General features: G+C 66.1%; 13 protein-coding genes and 1 pseudogene. 8 read left to right on the top strand and 6 right to left on the bottom strand.

All coding sequences use genetic code 11. The features are described from left to right. Positions 1–14 precede the first annotated feature (14 nt). Entirely contained in the window at positions 15–1,616 is a 1,602-nt protein-coding gene (locus BN972_RS18350) for an arylsulfatase (protein WP_036361249.1), read from the top strand. Between the two features lie 19 nt (positions 1,617–1,635). On the opposite strand, the gene BN972_RS18345 is transcribed toward BN972_RS18350, so the two are convergent. Next, positions 1,636–3,036 (bottom strand): fatty acid desaturase family protein, encoded by a 1,401-nt coding sequence (locus BN972_RS18345; protein WP_036360455.1) that lies wholly within the window; start codon positions 3,034–3,036, stop codon positions 1,636–1,638. 15 nt (positions 3,037–3,051) lie between these two features. Continuing rightward, complete coding sequence (locus BN972_RS18340; RefSeq protein WP_036360453.1) at positions 3,052–4,149, bottom strand: ferredoxin reductase; 1,098 nt, start codon at positions 4,147–4,149, stop codon at positions 3,052–3,054. Positions 4,150–4,698: 549 nt separating this feature from the next. On the opposite strand from BN972_RS18340, the gene BN972_RS18335 reads away from it, so the two are divergent. Genes BN972_RS18335 through BN972_RS18325 form a run of 3 tightly spaced genes read left to right on the top strand, consistent with a single transcriptional unit; the run spans position 4,699 to position 8,557 of the window. Beyond that, positions 4,699–5,805 (top strand): type III polyketide synthase, encoded by a 1,107-nt coding sequence (locus BN972_RS18335; protein ID WP_080696905.1) that lies wholly within the window; start codon positions 4,699–4,701, stop codon positions 5,803–5,805. A gap of 11 nt (positions 5,806–5,816) precedes the next feature. Then, on the top strand, positions 5,817–6,320 hold the full coding sequence (locus BN972_RS18330) for an isoprenylcysteine carboxyl methyltransferase family protein (RefSeq protein WP_036360451.1): 504 nt from the start codon (positions 5,817–5,819) through the stop codon (positions 6,318–6,320). A 38-nt stretch (positions 6,321–6,358) separates the two neighbouring features. Continuing rightward, positions 6,359–8,557 carry a molybdopterin-dependent oxidoreductase gene (locus BN972_RS18325; protein ID WP_036360450.1) on the top strand — a complete coding sequence of 733 codons (2,199 nt, stop codon included), beginning with the start codon at positions 6,359–6,361 and terminating at the stop codon, positions 8,555–8,557. Between the two features lie 17 nt (positions 8,558–8,574). Here BN972_RS18325 and BN972_RS29780 read toward each other — a convergent pair whose 3' ends face one another. Together BN972_RS29780 and BN972_RS18320 are read right to left on the bottom strand one after the other, a co-directional pair. Further along, a complete protein-coding gene (locus BN972_RS29780) occupies positions 8,575–8,733 on the bottom strand; it encodes a hypothetical protein (protein WP_167659579.1) in 159 nt (52 codons plus the stop codon). A gap of 180 nt (positions 8,734–8,913) precedes the next feature. Then, the gene (locus BN972_RS18320; RefSeq protein WP_036360449.1) at positions 8,914–9,123 is read right to left on the bottom strand and encodes a hypothetical protein; all 210 of its coding nucleotides are present in this window, start codon (positions 9,121–9,123) and stop codon (positions 8,914–8,916) included. Positions 9,124–9,222: 99 nt separating this feature from the next. Here BN972_RS18320 and BN972_RS18315 point away from each other — a divergent pair, with 99 nt between their 5' ends. Next, a complete protein-coding gene (locus BN972_RS18315) occupies positions 9,223–10,614 on the top strand; it encodes a serine/threonine-protein kinase (protein WP_036360447.1) in 1,392 nt (463 codons plus the stop codon). A 79-nt stretch (positions 10,615–10,693) separates the two neighbouring features. Continuing rightward, positions 10,694–13,291, top strand: a complete 2,598-nt coding sequence (locus BN972_RS18310) for an FHA domain-containing protein (RefSeq protein ID WP_390176217.1) — start codon at positions 10,694–10,696, stop codon at positions 13,289–13,291. Between the two features lies 1 nt (position 13,292). On the opposite strand, the pseudogene BN972_RS28390 reads toward BN972_RS18310, so the two are convergent. Continuing rightward, positions 13,293–13,984: pseudogene (locus BN972_RS28390) on the bottom strand (GAF and ANTAR domain-containing protein). A 70-nt stretch (positions 13,985–14,054) separates the two neighbouring features. Next, positions 14,055–14,975 (bottom strand): M48 family metallopeptidase, encoded by a 921-nt coding sequence (locus tag BN972_RS18300; protein ID WP_051545572.1) that lies wholly within the window; start codon positions 14,973–14,975, stop codon positions 14,055–14,057. 263 nt (positions 14,976–15,238) lie between these two features. Here BN972_RS18300 and BN972_RS18295 point away from each other — a divergent pair, with 263 nt between their 5' ends. Together BN972_RS18295 and BN972_RS18290 are read left to right on the top strand one after the other, a co-directional pair. Next, a complete protein-coding gene (locus BN972_RS18295) occupies positions 15,239–16,879 on the top strand; it encodes a class I adenylate-forming enzyme family protein (RefSeq protein WP_036361240.1) in 1,641 nt (546 codons plus the stop codon). Next, on the top strand, positions 16,866–17,639 hold the full coding sequence (locus BN972_RS18290; protein WP_036360443.1) for a class II aldolase/adducin family protein: 774 nt from the start codon (positions 16,866–16,868) through the stop codon (positions 17,637–17,639). The genes BN972_RS18295 and BN972_RS18290 overlap by 14 nt, the downstream gene beginning before the upstream one ends. The last annotated feature ends 28 nt before the right edge of the window (positions 17,640–17,667 follow it).

Raw genomic sequence — 17,667 nt, 5'->3', positions numbered from 1 at the left:
ACAGGATGCTCCAGGTGAAGCGACCAAACTTTCTGGTGATAGTGGCCGACGATCTCGGCTTCTCCGACATCGGTGCATTCGGCGGCGAGATCGACACCCCCAACCTGGACCGCCTGGCATACGACGGCATCCGGCTCACCGACTTCCATTCGGCGCCGGCCTGCTCACCCACTCGCGCCATGCTGTTGACCGGCACCGATCACCACGTCGCCGGCATCGGCACCATGCTCGAGGTCGCGATTCCCGGTTTCCAGGGTGCTCCCGGCTATGAGGGCTACTTGAACGACCGCGTCGTCGCGTTGCCCGAGTTGCTTCGTGACGCCGGCTACCTGACGCTCATGTCGGGCAAGTGGCATCTGGGCGCAACGATCGAGACCTCGCCGTGGGCACGCGGTTTCGACCGCTCCTTCGCCCTGCTGCCCGCCGGCGCCAGTCACTACGGTGGTGCGGGCGGCGCCGGCTTCTCGCCCATACCTACCCAGTACACCGAGGACGATCGGTTCGTCACCGTCGGCGACGACTTCTACTCGTCGGATTCCTACACCGACACCCTGCTGCGTTACCTCCGCGAGCGGCCCGTCGGCGACGACCGACCGTTCTTCGCATACCTGCCCTTTCAGGCGCCGCATTGGCCGCTGCAGGCACCGGACGAATCGGTGGCCAAGTACCGCGGCCGCTACAACGCCGGCCCGGATGCGTTGCGCGCTGAGCGGTTGGCGGCACTGCAGCGCCTGGGCCTGTGCCCACCGGACGTCGAGGCCCACCCCGTGGTCGCCGACGGTGCCCCCGAATGGGACGACATGAGCGACGACGAACGCGCCCGATCGGCTCGCAGCATGGAGGTTTACGCAGGCATGGTCGACCGGATGGACTGGAACATCGGGCGGGTGGTCGACTACCTGACCGAAACCGGCGAACTCGACGACACCGTGGTGGTCTTCCTGTCGGATAACGGGGCCGAAGGGGCGATCGTCGAAGCGATGCCACTACGTGGGGCCCAGATCGCCGCACAGATTGAAAAGCATTGCGACAACAGCCTGGACAACCTGGGCCGCCCCACTTCCTATATCTGGTACGGACCGCGCTGGGCGCAGGCCGCGACCGCGCCCTCGCGCCTGCACAAGGCGTTTACCACCGAGGGCGGCATCCGGGTGGTGGGTTTCGTGCGGTGGGCCGGCTTCGACCGGCAGGGCGAGATCGGCACGGCATTCACCACTGTCATGGACATCGCACCCACCGTGCTGGGGCTTGCCGGCGTCGCACACCCGGGCACCCACTACGCGGGTCGCGAAGTCGTCCCGATGCGTGGTAGCTCATTGCTGCCCTACCTGTCCGGCGCCGCCGACGAGGTGCACGACGGCCAGACGGGCACCGGCTGGGAGTTGTTCGGCCGCCGCGCGATTCGGCAAGGCGACTGGAAAGCGCTCTACCTGCCCGCCCCGTACGGCCCCGGCAGGTGGGAACTCTTCGATCTGTCCAGCGACCCGGGCGAGATTCACGACCAGTCCGCGGCGCATCCCGAGAAGCTGGCCGAGTTGCTCGCGCTGTGGGAGCAATACGTCGAGGACAACGGCGTGCTGCTCGAACCGGTATCGGTGTTCGAGATGTTCGAGTGAGGCGGATAGCGGCGCGCGCTCAGTCCTTGCCGCGTGGGGGAGGCTGCACCTCCACGCCGCTCGACTCGTGTTCGGGGCCGGCGACGGGATGCTCGGCGGGCACCCGGTCCCGGAATCGGCTTGCCTCACCGGGTTCCTGAGTTTCCGACGACCGCTCGTTACCCCGGTACGGGCCGGGCTTGGGACGCGGCTTGCCGCCGGGGAAGGCCAACCGAAAGATGGTGCGGTGGACGGTAAACCACTGCTTGCCGAACCGCCCGGAGTTGTACGGCAGCTCGTAGCGCTCGCAGATCTCCTTGACTTTCGGGGCGATTTCGGAGTAGCGACTACTGGGCATGTCGGGATAGAGGTGATGCTCGACTTGATAGCCGAGATTGCCGCTGATGACGTGGAACAACGGACTGCCCTCGATGTTGGCCGCGCCGACGAGCTGACGTAGATACCATTCGCCGCGCGTCTCGTCCTCGACCTCTTCCTCGGTGAATGTGTAGGTCTGGTCGGGGAAGTGGCCGCAGAAAATGATGGCGTGGGCCCACACGTTCCGAATGACATTGGCCAGCGCATCTGCGGCCAGGGTGCGCAGGTAGGTGCTCTCCGCGCCGGATACCTTGTCGAGGAAGCTGGCGGTCTTGCCGACTCGGCCCCTGGTCGAAATGCGGCGCAGGCGCCGCCCGATGCGCGATTCGGCCGGCTGCTCGAGTCGTCCGCCCAAGGCCAGCTGCACCAGTGTGAACGCCCCGGCGCTGATCAGCGGCCACCCGATATAGTCCTTGATGATCTGCGAACGCGCCTTGACGCCAATGCCTTTGAGGTCTTTGCGTACCTCGGACCACGGCTTTTCGCGGGCCCGGATGGCTTCGATGTCCATGTCGTGTACCGCCACGCCCCACTCGAACAGTAGGGTGAGCAGCAGGTTGTAGAGCGGTTGCCCCAAGTAGTACGGGCGCCATTTCTGCTGCGGATCGATCCGCATGATCTCGTAACCGAGATCCTTATCCTTGCCCAGGATGTTGGTATAGGTGTGGTGAATGTAGTTGTGCGAATGCTTCCACGACTCGGCGGTGGACGCGGTGTCCCAATCCCACTTCGAGGAGTGAATATCGGGATCGTTCATCCAGTCCCATTGCCCGTGCATGACGTTGTGGCCGATCTCCATATTTTCCAGGATCTTGGCCATACCCAGACACGCAGTCCCGAGCAGCCAGGCACTTTTCGACCGCGAACCCAGCAGCAGCACGCGCCCGACTACCACAATCTGGCGTTGCACGGAGATGACCGTCTTGATGTAGCGACGGTCCCGCTCCCCGAGGTCGGCGAACACCTCGTCGTGGATGGCGTCGAATTCCTTGCCTATTTTCTCCCGCTCCTGTTCCCCCAGGTGGGCGAACGGGCTTTTCGGGCGTTCCAGAGTTGAAGTCACTGCTGCTCCTTTCCATCAAAGTTCGAGTTCGACGTCGCCTTCGGCGCTGTTGATGCAAATCCTGATGTCTTGTCCGGTGGGCTCACTGACGTCGCCGGAGCGCAGGTCCCGCACCTTGCCCGACTTGAGTGTCCCCACACAGGTATGGCAGATGCCGATGCGGCAACCGAAGTTGAGCTCCAGCCCGGCGTTCTCACCGGCCTCCAAGATCGAAGTGCCACCGTCGCATTCGGCGGTCTTTTCACTCTTGAGGAAGCTCACTTCGCCGCCCTCACCGTCACCGGCGCCACCGCCGATCTTCGGCTGGAACCGTTCGAGGTGCAGGCGATCCGGATCCCCGTTGTTCTCCCAATGCTCGATCAGCGCATCGAGCATTTCCTCCGGCCCCGAGCAGAACGCTTCCCGCTCCCGCCAGTCTGGACACACCTCGTCCAAGTCGCCGGGCTTGAGCCGGCCGCGATCCGACGTCAGACGCAGGTCCAGACGCATCCCGTCGTGCCGGCTCTCGAGTTCCTCGAGATCGGACAGGAACATGACCTGCTCGCGGGTGCGGGCGGAGTGAATGACCAGCACGTCGTTCATCTCGTTGCGATGGTCGAGGCTGCGCAGCATGCTCATGATCGGCGTGATACCGCTGCCCGCGCTGATGAACAGCATCTTGGCCGGCAACGTATCGGGCAACGTGAACACGCCCTCGATCTCCCCCAGGCGCACCAACTCGCCGGGCTGGATCCGTTCGACCAAATACGGCGAGACGACGCCGCTGTCCACTTTCTTGGGCGTCACGCTGATCAGGCCATCGGAGGGTTCCGGGTCAGAGGTCAGCGAATACGCCCGCCAGTGGTAGACGCCGTCGATGACCAGTCCGAGCCGGATGTACTGACCCGGTTTATGCCCCGGCCATTCGTAGCCCGGCCGGATCAGCACACTGGCGGCTTCCGAGCCCTGCGGCTCGACCCGCTCGACCTTCCCGCGCAGCTCCTTGGTGGTCCACAGCGGGTTGATCATCTCGATGTAGTCGTCGGGCTGCAGCGGCTTGAACAGATTCCGCACTGCTTTGAGAAACCACCTACGGCCACGAGGTACTTGGGGCTGGGCTCCGCGTTCCGCCATAGGTCAAGAGTACACAGTTGTTTACTGAAACAAACCCTTCGGCATGGAAACTTCAAGATAATCAGCGCATATCTGATGTTCGAACGATCGCAGCCAAGAATACACTCGTTCACCGAGCAGTAATAGCTGCATGCGTACGGGTCGGCGCTGGGCGAGACGTCAGCAGAAGGGGTTCCCTGGCATGGCGATGTTCACACCTACAAAACCAAACATTTGCGCCATCTGGGGCGCCAGGACGGCGCTCGGCTATGGCGCCCGGCATGACGTGAGTGATGGCCTGCGCGGTGACGCCATCCAGGCTCGGCGGGCGGCATCCGAGCTTGGCACCGGTTACCCGGTGCGTCGGTGAACACGCGGTCCCGAGGGGCCGCAGTAGCCAAAGTCTCAGCGAGCCAATGGCTTTGGAAAAACTGGCATCGTACTCCCGACGGCTGAAAAGGGCCTCGGAGGCGGCTGCCAATCTGTTGTGCGTGTGCGGAAAGTGCGAAATGTGTTCTAGGTAACCGTGTTTTGATGAACTAACCAACTGCCGGCCCTCGTGGCCCCACTATGACTGTTACAACGTATTCCCGATCAGCCGACCAAGCCGGCCGTCACGACCACGGCTCACCCCGGATCGCCGGCACCGCGGTTGCCTTTCCACCGCATCGGCACAATCAAGACGAAGTCGCACGCGTGCTAACCAGGGTGACGGGCCCAGATTTCATGCGCTTTGCGAGCACCGCCGGCGTCGACGAGCGCAATCTGGCCCTTCCGCTCGCGCGCTACCCGGAGCTGACCAGTTTTACCGAAGCCAACAACGCCTACATCGAGGTGGCGACGGAACTCGGTGAGCGAGCGATACTTTCGGCGCTGGACGCGGCGGGCATCGAGCCACGCGAAGTGGACGCAATCGTAGTCGTCTCCAGCACGGGGATGGCGGTGCCGACCATCGATGCACGCCTGATCTCGACGGTCGGATTCCGGCCCGACGTCAAGCGAATTCCGCTGTTCGGGCTGGGCTGCGTGGCGGGTGCTGCGGGGATGGCTCGCGTGCACGACTACCTGCGGGGCTTTCCCGGCGACGTGGCAGTGCTGTTGTCGGTGGAGCTGTGCTCGCTGACGCTGCAACGTGACGATGTCTCCATTCCCGCGCTGATCGGGGTCTGCCTGTTCGGCGACGGCGCCGCCGCGGTAGTCGCGACCGGTGCCGATCGGATCCCACAGGGACACAACGAGTTTCGTCAGCCGCAGGTCGTCGCCACGCGCAGCCGGGTCATTCCGGACACCATCGGCGTGATGGGATGGGACATCAGCTCCGACGGATTCGGGCTGGTGATGGGCCGCGAAGTCCCGCAGATGGCCGACGACTACCTGCGCGACGAGGTCGACGACTTCCTGGCCGAGAACGGATTGTCGATCGCCGACATCTCGGCATGGGTCTGCCATCCTGGCGGGCCGAAGGTCCTCGACTCCATCGAGAACGCGCTCGACCTGCCACCCGAAGCGGTGGCGCACAGCCGCAACTCCATGCGGGAGCAGGGGAACATCTCGTCGGTGTCGGTGCTCGACGTGCTGCGCCGGACGGTCGCCGATCCGCCCGCGGACGGTTCATTTGGCGTCATGATTGCGATGGGTCCCGGTTTCAGCTTCGAACTGCTGTTGCTGCGCTGGTGAGGGGACAGGACATGTTCTACTACCTGTTCGTCCTGGTCATCGGCGCCGAACGACTTGTCGAGCTCGTGGTCGCCAGGCGCAACGCGGCATGGTCGCTTGCGCAGGGCGGCCGGGAGTTCGGCCGCGGCCACTATCCGGTGATGGTCAGCATGCACACGCTGCTTCTCGTCTCGTGTGTCGGGGAGGTCTGGGCACTGCACCGCCCATTCATTCCCTGGTTTGGCTGGCCCATGGTCGCGATCGTCGCGCTGAGCACCGTAGTTCGGTGGCGCTGTGTCGCGACCCTGGGTAAGCGCTGGAATCCGCGGCTAATCGTGATTCCAGGTGCGCCGCTGGTCACCGGCGGAATCTATAAATGGATTCGGCACCCCAACTACACCGCCGTCGCGGCGGAGGTGGCGGCCCTGCCGCTGGTGCATTCGGCCTGGGTCACGGCGCTCGTGTTCAGCGCCGCCAACGCCGCGGTGCTCAACGTTCGCATCCGCGCCGAGAACGTGGCGCTGGGCTACGTCTAGGGCTTCCGATACCCGCAGTAGCGGAATACAGTGGGTGGGTGAGCAGCCCGCGAGACGGCAGGTACCTGCACACCTGCCCACTGTGTGAAGCCATGTGCGGCTTGGAGATTCGAGTACAAGACGGAAAGGTCGCCGGCATCCGCGGCAACCGTGACGACGTGTGGAGCCACGGACACATCTGCCCCAAGGGGGCCTCCCTGGCCGGGCTGCACGACGACCCGGACCGGATCCGTCAGCCGCTGATCAAGGTCGACGGGCAATTTCAGGAAGTGAGTTGGGATGCGGCGCTCCGCCGTTGCACCGAGCTGCTCACACCGGTGATCACAAAGTACGGCATCGGTGCGGTCACCACTTACACGGGCAACCCGCTGGCTCACTCGTTCTCGCTGGCCCGGTATACGGGCGTGCTGCTGGGCATGTCGGGCATGCCGGTCACCTATTCGCCGGGCACGGTCGACCAGTGGCCCAAGAATCTGTCGTCACATCTGATGTATGGCGGGTGGTGGAACTTCCCGGTACCCGACATTGAACGGACCGACCTGCTGGTGATCATGGGCGCCAACCCGGCGGCATCGCAGGGATCGCTACTTGCCGCGCCCGACGTTATGGGGCTGATCGATGCGATTGTCAAGCGCGGCAAGGTGATTGTGGTCGATCCGGTGCGCACCGTCACCGCCGCCCACGCGAGCGAGTGGCTGCCGATTGTCCCCGGTACCGACGCGGCGCTGCTGCTGGCGGTCGCGCACACCCTGTTCGCCGAGGGGCTGGTGCAGGCGGGGCCACACGTCGAGGGCCTGGACGCCATGCGCACGGTCGCCGCCGAATGGCCGCCGAGCCGGGTGAGTGCGGTAACCGGTATCGACGAGCAGCGCATCAAAGAGCTGGCCCGTGAGCTCGCCGGAACCGAAAAGTCAGTGGTGTATGGCCGGATCGGGCTGTGCAATCAGGAGTTCGGCAGCCTGGCCAGCTGGCTTGTCGACGTCGTCAACATCCTGACCGGACATTTCGACGTACCCGGCGGCGCCATGTTCCCCCGGCCTGCGGCCTGGTCCATCACCACCCAGCCGTTGCCGGGGCTGGAAGGCGGGGTGCCGGAATTCGGTCGCTGGCAAACGCGGGTGCGTGGAGCGAAGGAAGTCCTGGGCCAGGTTCCGGTGTCGTGCCTGGTCGAGGAGATAGCCACACCGGGGGAGGGGCAACTGAAGGCCCTGATCACCGTCGCGGGCAATCCGGTGCTGTCCTCGCCGGGCGGCGACAAGTTGGACGAAGCCCTGCCCATGCTCGAAGCCATGATCTCCGTTGACAATTGGGTGAACGAGACCACCCGGCACGCCGACGTGATCCTGCCCGGTCTGTCGCCGCTCGAGCAGCCGCACCATGACGACCTGGTGCTGCAGTTCGCAATTCGCAGCTTTGCCAATTACTCAGCGCCGGTGTTCGACCCCGGGGACCGCCCACATGAGTGGGAGATCTTGATCCGGCTGACCGGTCTGTGCACCGGCACCCCCGCTGAGGAGGTCGATGTCGCCGCCATCGACGACGGCTTCTTCGACTATCTGGCGTTCACCCGGGGTCTCGACGGTGCCACCATCCGGCGGCATTACGAGCATGGCGGGCCCGAGCGGATGCTGGACCTGACCCTGCGTACCGGGCCCTTCGGTGATCGCTACGGGGAAAACCCCGGCGGGTTGACCCTGGAACTTCTCAAGGCCAATCCGAACGGAATCGACTTCGGGCCGATGGTGCCGCAGCTGCCCGACATCCTCGGCACCCCCGACAAAAAAATCCGGCTCGCGCCGCAGTACCTGCTCGACGACCTGCCCCGCCTGGCCGCCCGATTGGACCGACCGGCCGATCCGCTCGTGCTGGTCAACCGTCGGCACCTGCGCTCCAACAACTCATGGCTGCACAACGTGCCGGCGCTGATGAAGGGCAGGGACCGCTGCACTCTGCTGATGCATCCGCAGGACGCGGCCCGCTGCCGCATCTCGGACGAGGACATCGTGACGGTCAAGTCCGAGTCCGGCGAGATCAAGGTGCCGGTCGAGATCACCGATGCGATCAGGCCGGGCGTGGTCTCGATGCCGCACGGGTGGGGCCATGACCGACCGGGAACCCGGTTGTCGGTGGCGAGCAGCTCACCGGGGGTCAACACCAATGTGCTGTCGCCGCCGACGTTCGTCGACGAACCATCCGGCAATGGGGTCCTGAACGGGATCCCGGTGACGGTCAGCTGAGCACCGGGCGTTCAGGCTCAGCTGGATCCCGCCTGGTCGGCGGCGGCACGCATCTGGTCTGACAGCCGGAGCAGATCATGCTCGCCCACCCCGTTGGGCAGGGTGTAGGCCACTTGGCGCAACTGGACGGCGTAGTTGCGCAACTGCTGGCGGAGTCGCGCCTCAACCTTCGGCATGACTACCTCCTCACGACGGGGACTGGCCAAGGCGCCCCCTGATCGACGGCCGATCCAAACGTATGCCGGTCGGGGCTCGGACGCGACGCGGCCATGTTCTTTTCGGGCGCTTTTTACGAGAGTTTGACGGCCCATTTACAGTCCGCCCGCCGCATGAGGTGAAGATCGCTGATTCGGTTGTCAGTCGCGCTGATCGGGCTCTTCCAGCTCGGGATCGATCGGCACCGCTTGCTGCTGTTCCTGCCAGTCCGAGACATCCGCCTCCAGCGGCACATCACCGGGCTCATCCAGCGTCGGCTCTTCTTCTGCCAGCGAATCGGCGGTGGGCCGCTGCTGCTCAGCCGCATCAGGAATGGGCACATCGTCGGGGAACTCGTTGCGGTCGTACATGGACGCGGGTTTACCCGGTGCCCCGGGGACAAAACTCCGCTGAGACGGGCCACGCCCATCCTCGGTTTCCCGGACGGCGCTGCGGGCTACTATGCCGCCATGGCGCTCGACGAAGGTTCGACGTTTGCCGGGTACACCATCATCAAGCGGCTGGGATCCGGCGGAATGGGTGAGGTTTACCTGGCTCGGCACCCGAGGCTGCCGCGGCAGGACGCCCTGAAGGTGTTGCGGACCGACGTGTCCGCAGACACGGAATACCGCGAGCGGTTCCACCGCGAAGCCGACACCGCGGCCGCCTTATGGCATCAGCACATCGTCGCTGTGCACGACCGCGGGGAGACGGACGGCCAGCTGTGGATCGACATGGATTTTGTCGACGGCATCGACGCCGGACAGTTGCTGGAAGAGCGGTACACCGCCGGCATGCCGGGCCCGGAGGTCGTCGAAATCGTTACCGCCGTGGCCGAAGCGCTCGACTACGCCCACGAACACAAGCTGCTGCACCGCGACGTCAAGCCAGCGAACATCCTCATCGCACGACCCGACTCACCGGACCGCCGAATCCTGTTGGCGGATTTCGGGATCGCCGGCCTGGTCGGCGAATCCACCGGACTGACCGCCACCAATATGACCGTCGGTACCGTGGCTTACGCCGCCCCCGAGCAGCTGATGGGCAACGACCTGGACGGTCGCGCCGACCAATACGCGTTGGCGGCTTCGGCGTTCCAGCTGCTTACCGGCGCGCCACCGTTTCAGCATTCCAACCCTGCCGTGGTGATCAGTCAGCACCTCAGCGCCTCGCCCCCGGCCATCGGCGACCGCCGGCCCGCGCTGGCCAATCTCGATCCCGTGTTCGCCAAGGCGCTGGCCAAGGACCCCAAGGACCGGTATCTGCGGTGCATCGATTTCGCGCGGGCCCTGAGCCATCATCTCGGCGACGTCGGCGACGCGGAGGCCACCAGCGCATCCATGCCCATCACGGCGGCACCGGCCAAGGGTTCGCTGCGGCCCGCCGTCCTCGTCCCTGCGGTGCTGGCAATTCTGCTGGTCATCGCCGTTGCGCTGGCGATCCGCGAGTACGAGCGGGCCGACGAGGAGGAACACGCCGCGCCGGGGGCGAGCACTTCGTCAGCGGCGACGTCAGCTCCTGCCCAGCAAATCACTCCGACCGCGACGGGTCCCGCCTCCTCCGGCCCGGTCGTTCCCCTGCCGGTCGTCGCGATCGGCGCGGTCTGTGCACCCCTGGGCAGCACCGGCACGACCAAGACCGGCGCCACCGCTTACTGCTCGAAGCTGCAGGACTCCAATACGACCATCTGGTCGTTGACCGAGAACACCGTGGCCAGCGCGACCGTCAGCTCGGCGCCTGAGCCGAGCGAGTCGCCCGTGCCGACCGAGCAGGAGGGGCCGATCCGGATCTGCATGCAACAGACCGGCCAAACCCGGCGGCAATGTCGGGAGGAGATTCTGCGCAGCAACGGACTGCCGTGACTCGGCAAAGTTGCGTCGGTAACCCATATTTCACGTTCTGCTTCTGCAGTTGGCATTCCTGCCGATAGAGTTGCCTGCGATGACCCAAACAGCCGCCCCGCCTGTGCTGACCGTGCGGTATGACGGAGCTGAACGCACCTTCGCCGCAGGCAACGACGTAGTCATTGGACGCGACCTGCGCGCCGACGTCCGTGTAGCGCATCCGCTGATATCCCGGGTACACCTACTGCTGCGCTTTGACCAGGGCCGATGGGTTGCCATCGACAATGGCAGCCTCAACGGGCTGTACGTCAACGGGCGGCGTGTTCCGGCCGTCGACATCCAGGACGGTCAGCGCATCAATATCGGTAACCCGGATGGGCCCGCGTTGGACTTCGAGGTCGGCCGCCGTGACCAGGGGTCCGTTGGCCGGCCGCCACCTACGACGGCGATGGCGATCCCGGCCAGACCGAGTGGGCCCATTCCGTCCGGCCCCCCGAGCGGTGCGAACTGGGGCGGACCGCCGCAGCACCCGTCGACCGCCCGGATGCCCGCGCCGCCGTCCACCGGCGCGCACCCCAGCCAGCCCCCGAGTCAGCCCAGGTACCCGTCCGGCCCGCAACACCCACCCAGCGGTCCGCAGCCGGCTCCGCAGATCTACCGATCCTCGGCGCAGCAACAGCCGCCTCCGGTAATCGGGCGCACGGCCGAGGCGGGCAGCAGAACTTCGATGATGAAGATTCTGCGGCCCGGCCGGAGCGCGGGTGACCTGCCGCCAGGCGCGGTGAAGATCGGTCGCGCCGACGACAACGACATCGTCATTCCCGAGGTGCTGGCCTCCCGCCACCACGCCACTCTGATCCCGGGACCGCACGGCACCGAGATCCGCGACAACCGCAGCATCAACGGCACGTTCGTGAACGGGACCCGCGTCGATTCCGCGCAGCTGCGAGACGGCGACGTGGTGACGATCGGCAACATCGACCTTGTCTTCGCCAACGGTGCGCTGTCCCGGCGCGAGGAAAGCCTCCTCGAGACGCGCACCGGCGGCCTCGATGTACGCGGCGTGACCTGGACGATCGAGGGCAACAAGACGCTGCTGGATAACATTTCGCTGACCGCTCGGCCCGGAATGCTCACCGCGGTCATCGGGCCGTCGGGGGCGGGCAAGTCGACCTTCGCCAAGTTGGTCGCCGGCTATACGCACCCGACCAGCGGGACGGTGGCTTTCGAGGGGCACAACGTCCATGCCGAATACGCCTCGCTGCGCAGCAGAATCGGGATGGTGCCCCAGGACGACGTGGTGCACGGGCAGCTGACCGTCAAGCAGGCCCTGATGTACGCCGCCGAACTGCGGCTGCCGCCGGACACCACCAAGGAAGACCGCGAACAGGTGGTGGCCCGGGTCCTCGAGGAACTCGAAATGACCAAGCACCTCGAGACCCGGGTGGACAAGCTGTCCGGCGGTCAGCGCAAGCGCGCTTCGGTGGCGCTGGAGCTCTTGACCGGCCCGTCGCTGCTGATTCTCGACGAGCCCACCTCCGGCCTGGACCCCGCGCTGGACCGGCAGGTCATGACCATGCTGCGCCAGTTGGCCGACGCCGGTCGTGTGGTGCTGGTGGTCACCCACTCGCTGACCTACCTGGATGTGTGCGATCAGGTGCTGCTGCTGGCGCCCGGCGGCAAGACAGCGTTCTGCGGGCCGCCCAGCCAGATCGGGCCGGCGATGGGGACGACCAACTGGGCGGACATCTTCAGCTCGGTGGCCGAAGACCCGGACGGAGCCAAGGCCCGCTACCTCGCGCAGACGGGCCCGCCGCCGCCGGCACCGCCGACGGAACAACCCGCCGAGCTCGGCGAGGCCGCGCACACCAGCTTGTTCCGCCAATTCTCGACGATCGCCAGGCGGCAGTTGCGGCTGATCATCTCCGACCGCGGCTACTTCATCTTCCTGGCGATATTGCCGTTCATCATGGGCGCGCTGTCCATGTCGGTGCCCGGCGACGTCGGCTTCAACGCCCCTCCCTTGACCAGCGAGGCGCCCACCGAGCCGGCCCAGATCCTGGTCCTGCTCAACGTCGGCGCGGTCTTCATGGGGACGGCGCTGACGATCCGGGACCTCATCGGGGAACGCGCTATCTTCCTGCGTGAACAGGCCGTCGGGTTGTCGACCACCGCCTATCTACTGGCCAAGGTGTGCGTGTACACCGTGCTCGCGCTCATCCAGTCGGCGATCGTCACTGTGATCGCGCTGCTCGGTAAGCCGGGACCGAAGGAGAGTGCCGTCCTGCTCGGCAGTTCGGCGATTGAGTTGTACGTCGACATCGCGGCAACCACGGTCGCCTCGGCGATGCTGGGGTTGGTGTTGTCGTCCGTGGCGAAATCCAACGAACAGATCATGCCGCTGCTGGTGGTGGCCGTCATGTCGCAGCTGGTGTTCTCCGGCGGCATGATTCCGGTCACCAACCGCCTGGGGCTCGATCAGATGTCCTGGCTCACCCCGGCGCGCTGGGGGTTTGCCACGTCGGCTTCGACCATCGACCTGACGAAGTTGTGTCCGGTGCCGCAGGTGCCCAAGGACTCGCACTGGAAACACACGGCCGGGGCCTGGACCTTCGACATGGCGATGCTGGTGGTGCTGAGCATCTTCTACCTTGGCTTCGTGCGGTGGAAGATCCGGCTGAAGGGCGGCGGCTGAGCTAGCCGCCCTCGCCGCGGGTTTCGATGACCCGGTGCGCGATGTCGACGAGTTTTTGTCGTTGCTTTCCTGGGAAAGTAGCCGCAGCATCTCGAAGGCGCGGACTTCGTCGACGCCGTAGCGCTCCATGATGATGCCCTTCGCCTGACCGATCCGGTCTCTGCTGGCCAGGGCTGCCTGCATCTGCTCGTCATGGCGGCCCGCCAGGATGGCCGCCGCGGCGTGCGCGGCGAGCACGGATCCCACCGTTTCCGCGTCGGCATCCCAGGCGTTGGGCGCGAACCCGAACAAGTTCAGTGCGCCCGCGGTGCGCTCGGCGGTGAACAGCTTGAACGACAGGCCGCTGAGCACGCCCAGTTCGACCGCGGCCGGTGCGTACCGCGGCCAGCGTGTCTCCGACCGGAAGTCGTCGGTACGCACGATGGTGTCCGACAGCGCGGCCTGTGCGCAGGGGCCCTCCTGCAGGTCGTGCTGCAGCGCGTCGAGTTTGGCCGGCAGCTCGGTGACGTCGCCGACCGACTCGAACTTGCCGTTGGCCCGGACCAGCAGCACTCCGGCGGTGTCGGCGCCGGGGATCAACTCGACGGCGGCCTCGGTGACGGTCGCCAGGATGTCGTTGACCTTGTTCGGCAGGGCCACGGTTCGTGCCAGGGTGGCCATTCTTTTTGCCAGCTCGTGATCACCGGACGTCATCTCAGAGTTTTTCCCTGCGGGAGCTGATCGCACACCGCGACGACGTTACCGCTTTGCGGTTGCGTGCCTTCTACTGCGGCCAGCCCGCGTTGTGGTTCGGCACCCACGGCGCCGGCACGGGCGCCGGCATTGGCGGTGGCAGTTGGGGCCGGAAGAACAGGGAGCCCGCCACCACGCGGTTGCGCAGCGCCGCGGCGCGCCAGGTGTTCACCGGGTGCGATGCCAGCATGTTGGCGAGCCAAACGAAAAAGCCCGTCTCGGACCCGGCGCGATCGGCCATGCCGTCGAAGTCCACCCAGCGCAGCAGGTACTTGCCGGCACTGAGGACACCGATGGCGCGACGGGCCCCATCCGGCCGGAACGCATAGCCGTAATTGTCGGCCGTGTACTCCATCGACCGGGACAGCGCCTGGCCGAGGAAAGGGATCTTCATGGCGAGCTGGCTCAGTTGGCGCCAGTAGGAAGCGTGCCCGGCCGCGATGTGGCCGACCTCGTGGCCGATGACGAACGCGAGCGCCTCCGGGTCCCGGGCGTGCCCGCCGATCTCGAACAGGTCGCTGTAGACCACCACGTAGCGGCGGAAGCCGTGTCCGCTGGCGAAGGCGTTGATCTGACCGTTTCCCAGGACGACGTAGGCGTCCGGCACCTCGGCGAGCCCGAACCGCTGGGCGGCCTCGACGACGAGCCAGTAGCCCTCGGGGAACTGGGTGGGGGACATCTTGACGCCGTTCGCCCGCTGCTGGCCGTAGTTCAGGCCGCGTCCCAGATACAGCAGGACCGGGGCCGCAAGCACCGAAAGCCACAGCACGCTCACCTTGCCGGAGAGCACCACCGCGAATGCGATTAGGTAGAGCAGGGCGCTGGAGACGATGACCAGGACGAGAAGTCCGATCTCCCACGGGTGGCGGTGTGGAGGAAGGCCGTGCGCTGCAGCCGGGTGCTGCCCCGGGAAGTGCGGGTGCTGGTGTGTCGGTTGATCGACGATCGCCATGGGGGTCCTTCGTGCTCCTGTGCGGTCTTCTCGGGCGGCGGACGGGGCCCAGATCGGCCCGGGCCAGACTCCAGGCTCGGCCTTGGAGCCTTCTTGGCGAATTCTTGGAGTCCAGGTCAGGGCAGCTCGCCGCAGCGCTTTGCGCCATTGTGCCGAGCGTGGGGCCCAGGTAGCAAAATGCCACGATCGGCTACCTGGTACCCGCGTTCGGCGTGCGCGACAGCGGTGATCTGGATCACCGGACCCTTACCTATCATTTGCCTATGACCGCCGGCGCGCCGAACATTGTGCGGTCCCCGGCGTTCACCGCCGACGACGTGGCGCGGTATCGCACCGAGGGCTGGTGGGCCGCCTCGACGCTGTCCGACGCGGTGCGCACCAACGCCGCAAGCTCGCCGGACCGCGCGGCATACATCGATGTGGGGCAACGCCACCCGGACGGTTTCGACGACGGCGTTCTGACCTGGGCCGAATTCGACGCCGCTGCAACGGCTCTGGCCGAGCAGCTGGCCGGCTGCGGCGTCGTTTGGGGTGATCGGGTGGCGGTGTGGCATGGCGACTCGGCGGCGATCCACGTGCTGTTCGTCGCCGTCGAACGCTGCGGGGCGGTGGTGGTCGGGATCGGCGCGCGCGCCGGGACCCGCGAGGTCCGTCACCTGCTGCGTACCACCGGGCCGAAAGTGCTGGTCAGCGACCAACCCCGCAGCGCGGCGGCGGCAGAGGTGGCGGCCGAGGAGTCCACACCCGTCCTGCTGCTGTGCCAGCAGGACGGCGAATTTCGCCTTGGTGTCGACGCGCCGCCCAGGGCGGCCGGGTCCCAGCTCGGTCCCGACGACGTCTTCCTGATCAATTCCACCTCGGGCACCACCGGGCTACCCAAATGCGTGGTACACACCCAGAACCGTTGGCACTATTTCCACCAGAAGGCGGTCGCCAACGGGCTGCTGACGCCCGACGACGTCTTTCTGCCGGTCATACCCATGCCGTTCGGTTTCGGGATCTGGACCAGCCACACCACCCCGATCCAGCTGGGTGCCACCGCGCTGCTCCTGCAGCGGTTCAGCGCGCGGGCGGCCTGTGCGGCCATAGCGCGCCACCGCGCCAGCGTATTGTGTTGTGTCAGTACCCAATTGACCATGATGATGGCCGATCCCGGCTGCCGGGAGTACGACCTGAGTTCGCTGCGGGTGGTGTTCACCGGGGGAGAGGCGCTGCCGTACCGGCCGGCGCTGGAATTCGAGGAAATGACCGGGGCCACGATTCTGCAGTTCTACGGCTCGAACGAGACCGGGTTGCTCAGCGGGACCACCTTGGACGACCCGCCGGACCGTCGACTGCGCACCGCCGGCCGCATTGTGCCGGAGATGTCGGTGCGTCTCTTCGACGGTGAGAAAGAAGTCACGCAGACCGGACACGGGCAGCCGGCCTGCCGTGGCCCGGCGACCAGCCTCGGTTACCTGAACGGGACCGACCACGACAAGTTGTTCACCCGCGACGGGTGGATGCGGATGGGCGACATCTGCGAGATCGACGCGGACGGATATCTGCGGGTGACCGGACGGACGTCCGACTTCATTCTGCGTGGCGGCAAGAACATCAGCGCCGGCCAGGTGGAAGATGCGGCCATGACGCATCCGGCGGTTGCCCTGGCGGCGGCGGTGGCGATGCCCGACCCGGTGTTCGGTGAAAAGGTCTGCCTGTACGCCGAACTCGTCGATTCGCACACCCTCGACCTCGACGACCTCGTCACCCATCTCCTGTCCCTCGGGGTGTCCAAGGAGTTGCTGCCCGAAGAGCTCGTCGTGGTGGACGAACTTCCCCGGTCCTCCGGCGGCAAGATCGCCAAAGGCCAACTGCGCGAAGATGTTCGATCCAGGATGGAGGCCGGCAGTGAACTCTCCTAACGCACGCCGAGGCGGTCTGGAGGTGTGGGCGCCGTCGGTCGTCCCACCGATCGGGGTGGATCTGTCCGACGAGCAGGCGCTCGCGGTGGCCTTCCGCCACCTCGCCTCAACAGGGTTCGCCGAGAACATGGCCGGCCACATCACCTGGCAACTCGACGGCCAGACCGACATGCTGGTCAACCCGTGGGGGCTGTGGTGGCAGGAACTCACCGCATCAGACATCTGCGTGGTCGACGCCGATGCCCGCGTGGTCCGCGGGCGTTGGGACGTGACCCCGGCCATTCATATTCACACCGAGTTGCACCGGGCCCGCGAGGACGCCCGGGTGGTGATCCACAATCACCCTTACTACGTGTGCGTGCTGGCCGCGCTAGGCACACTGCCCGAGTTGGCTCACCAGACCGGCTCGCTGTTCCTGGACGATATGTGCCTCGTCGAGGCGTACGACGGCGAGGTCGACAGCCCCTCTCGCGCAGCGGAACTCGCGGGTCGCATCGGTGGTGCCAACCTCACTATCCTGGCCAACCACGGCGTGATCGCCACCGGCCGCACGCTGCCCGAGGCGGTCTACCGGGCGGCGTCCATCGAGCGCGTCTGCAAACTGGCCTACGACGTCATGCTGACCGGCCGGCAACCGACGAAGATGACATGGTCGGACATGGCCGGAATGCAGGCATCGTTGATCGAACGCGCCGCCGACGTCTACTGGGCCGGCGCGGCGCGAATGACGATCAAAGCGCACCCCGATGTGCTCACCTAGCCCCGTATCCCCGCGGGCAGGCTGCCCC

Origin of the sequence: Mycobacterium asiaticum DSM 44297, from assembly GCF_000613245.1 — a bacterium.
Lineage (GTDB): Bacteria > Actinomycetota > Actinomycetes > Mycobacteriales > Mycobacteriaceae > Mycobacterium > Mycobacterium asiaticum.
This window is presented reverse-complemented; position numbering and strand designations above follow the sequence as displayed.

Coding starts and splice junctions, on each gene's coding strand:
- BN972_RS18340 (WP_036360453.1), bottom strand. CDS start 4,149: ATGGCGGAACGCGGAGCCCAGCCCCAAGTACCTCGTGGCCGTAGGTGG.
- BN972_RS18335 (WP_080696905.1), top strand. CDS start 4,699: ATGACTGTTACAACGTATTCCCGATCAGCCGACCAAGCCGGCCGTCAC.
- BN972_RS18330 (WP_036360451.1), top strand. CDS start 5,817: ATGTTCTACTACCTGTTCGTCCTGGTCATCGGCGCCGAACGACTTGTC.
- BN972_RS29780 (WP_167659579.1), bottom strand. CDS start 8,733: ATGCCGAAGGTTGAGGCGCGACTCCGCCAGCAGTTGCGCAACTACGCC.
- BN972_RS18320 (WP_036360449.1), bottom strand. CDS start 9,123: ATGTACGACCGCAACGAGTTCCCCGACGATGTGCCCATTCCTGATGCG.
- BN972_RS18315 (WP_036360447.1), top strand. CDS start 9,223: ATGGCGCTCGACGAAGGTTCGACGTTTGCCGGGTACACCATCATCAAG.
- BN972_RS18310 (WP_390176217.1), top strand. CDS start 10,694: ATGACCCAAACAGCCGCCCCGCCTGTGCTGACCGTGCGGTATGACGGA.
- BN972_RS18300 (WP_051545572.1), bottom strand. CDS start 14,975: ATGGCGATCGTCGATCAACCGACACACCAGCACCCGCACTTCCCGGGG.
- BN972_RS18295 (WP_036361240.1), top strand. CDS start 15,239: ATGACCGCCGGCGCGCCGAACATTGTGCGGTCCCCGGCGTTCACCGCC.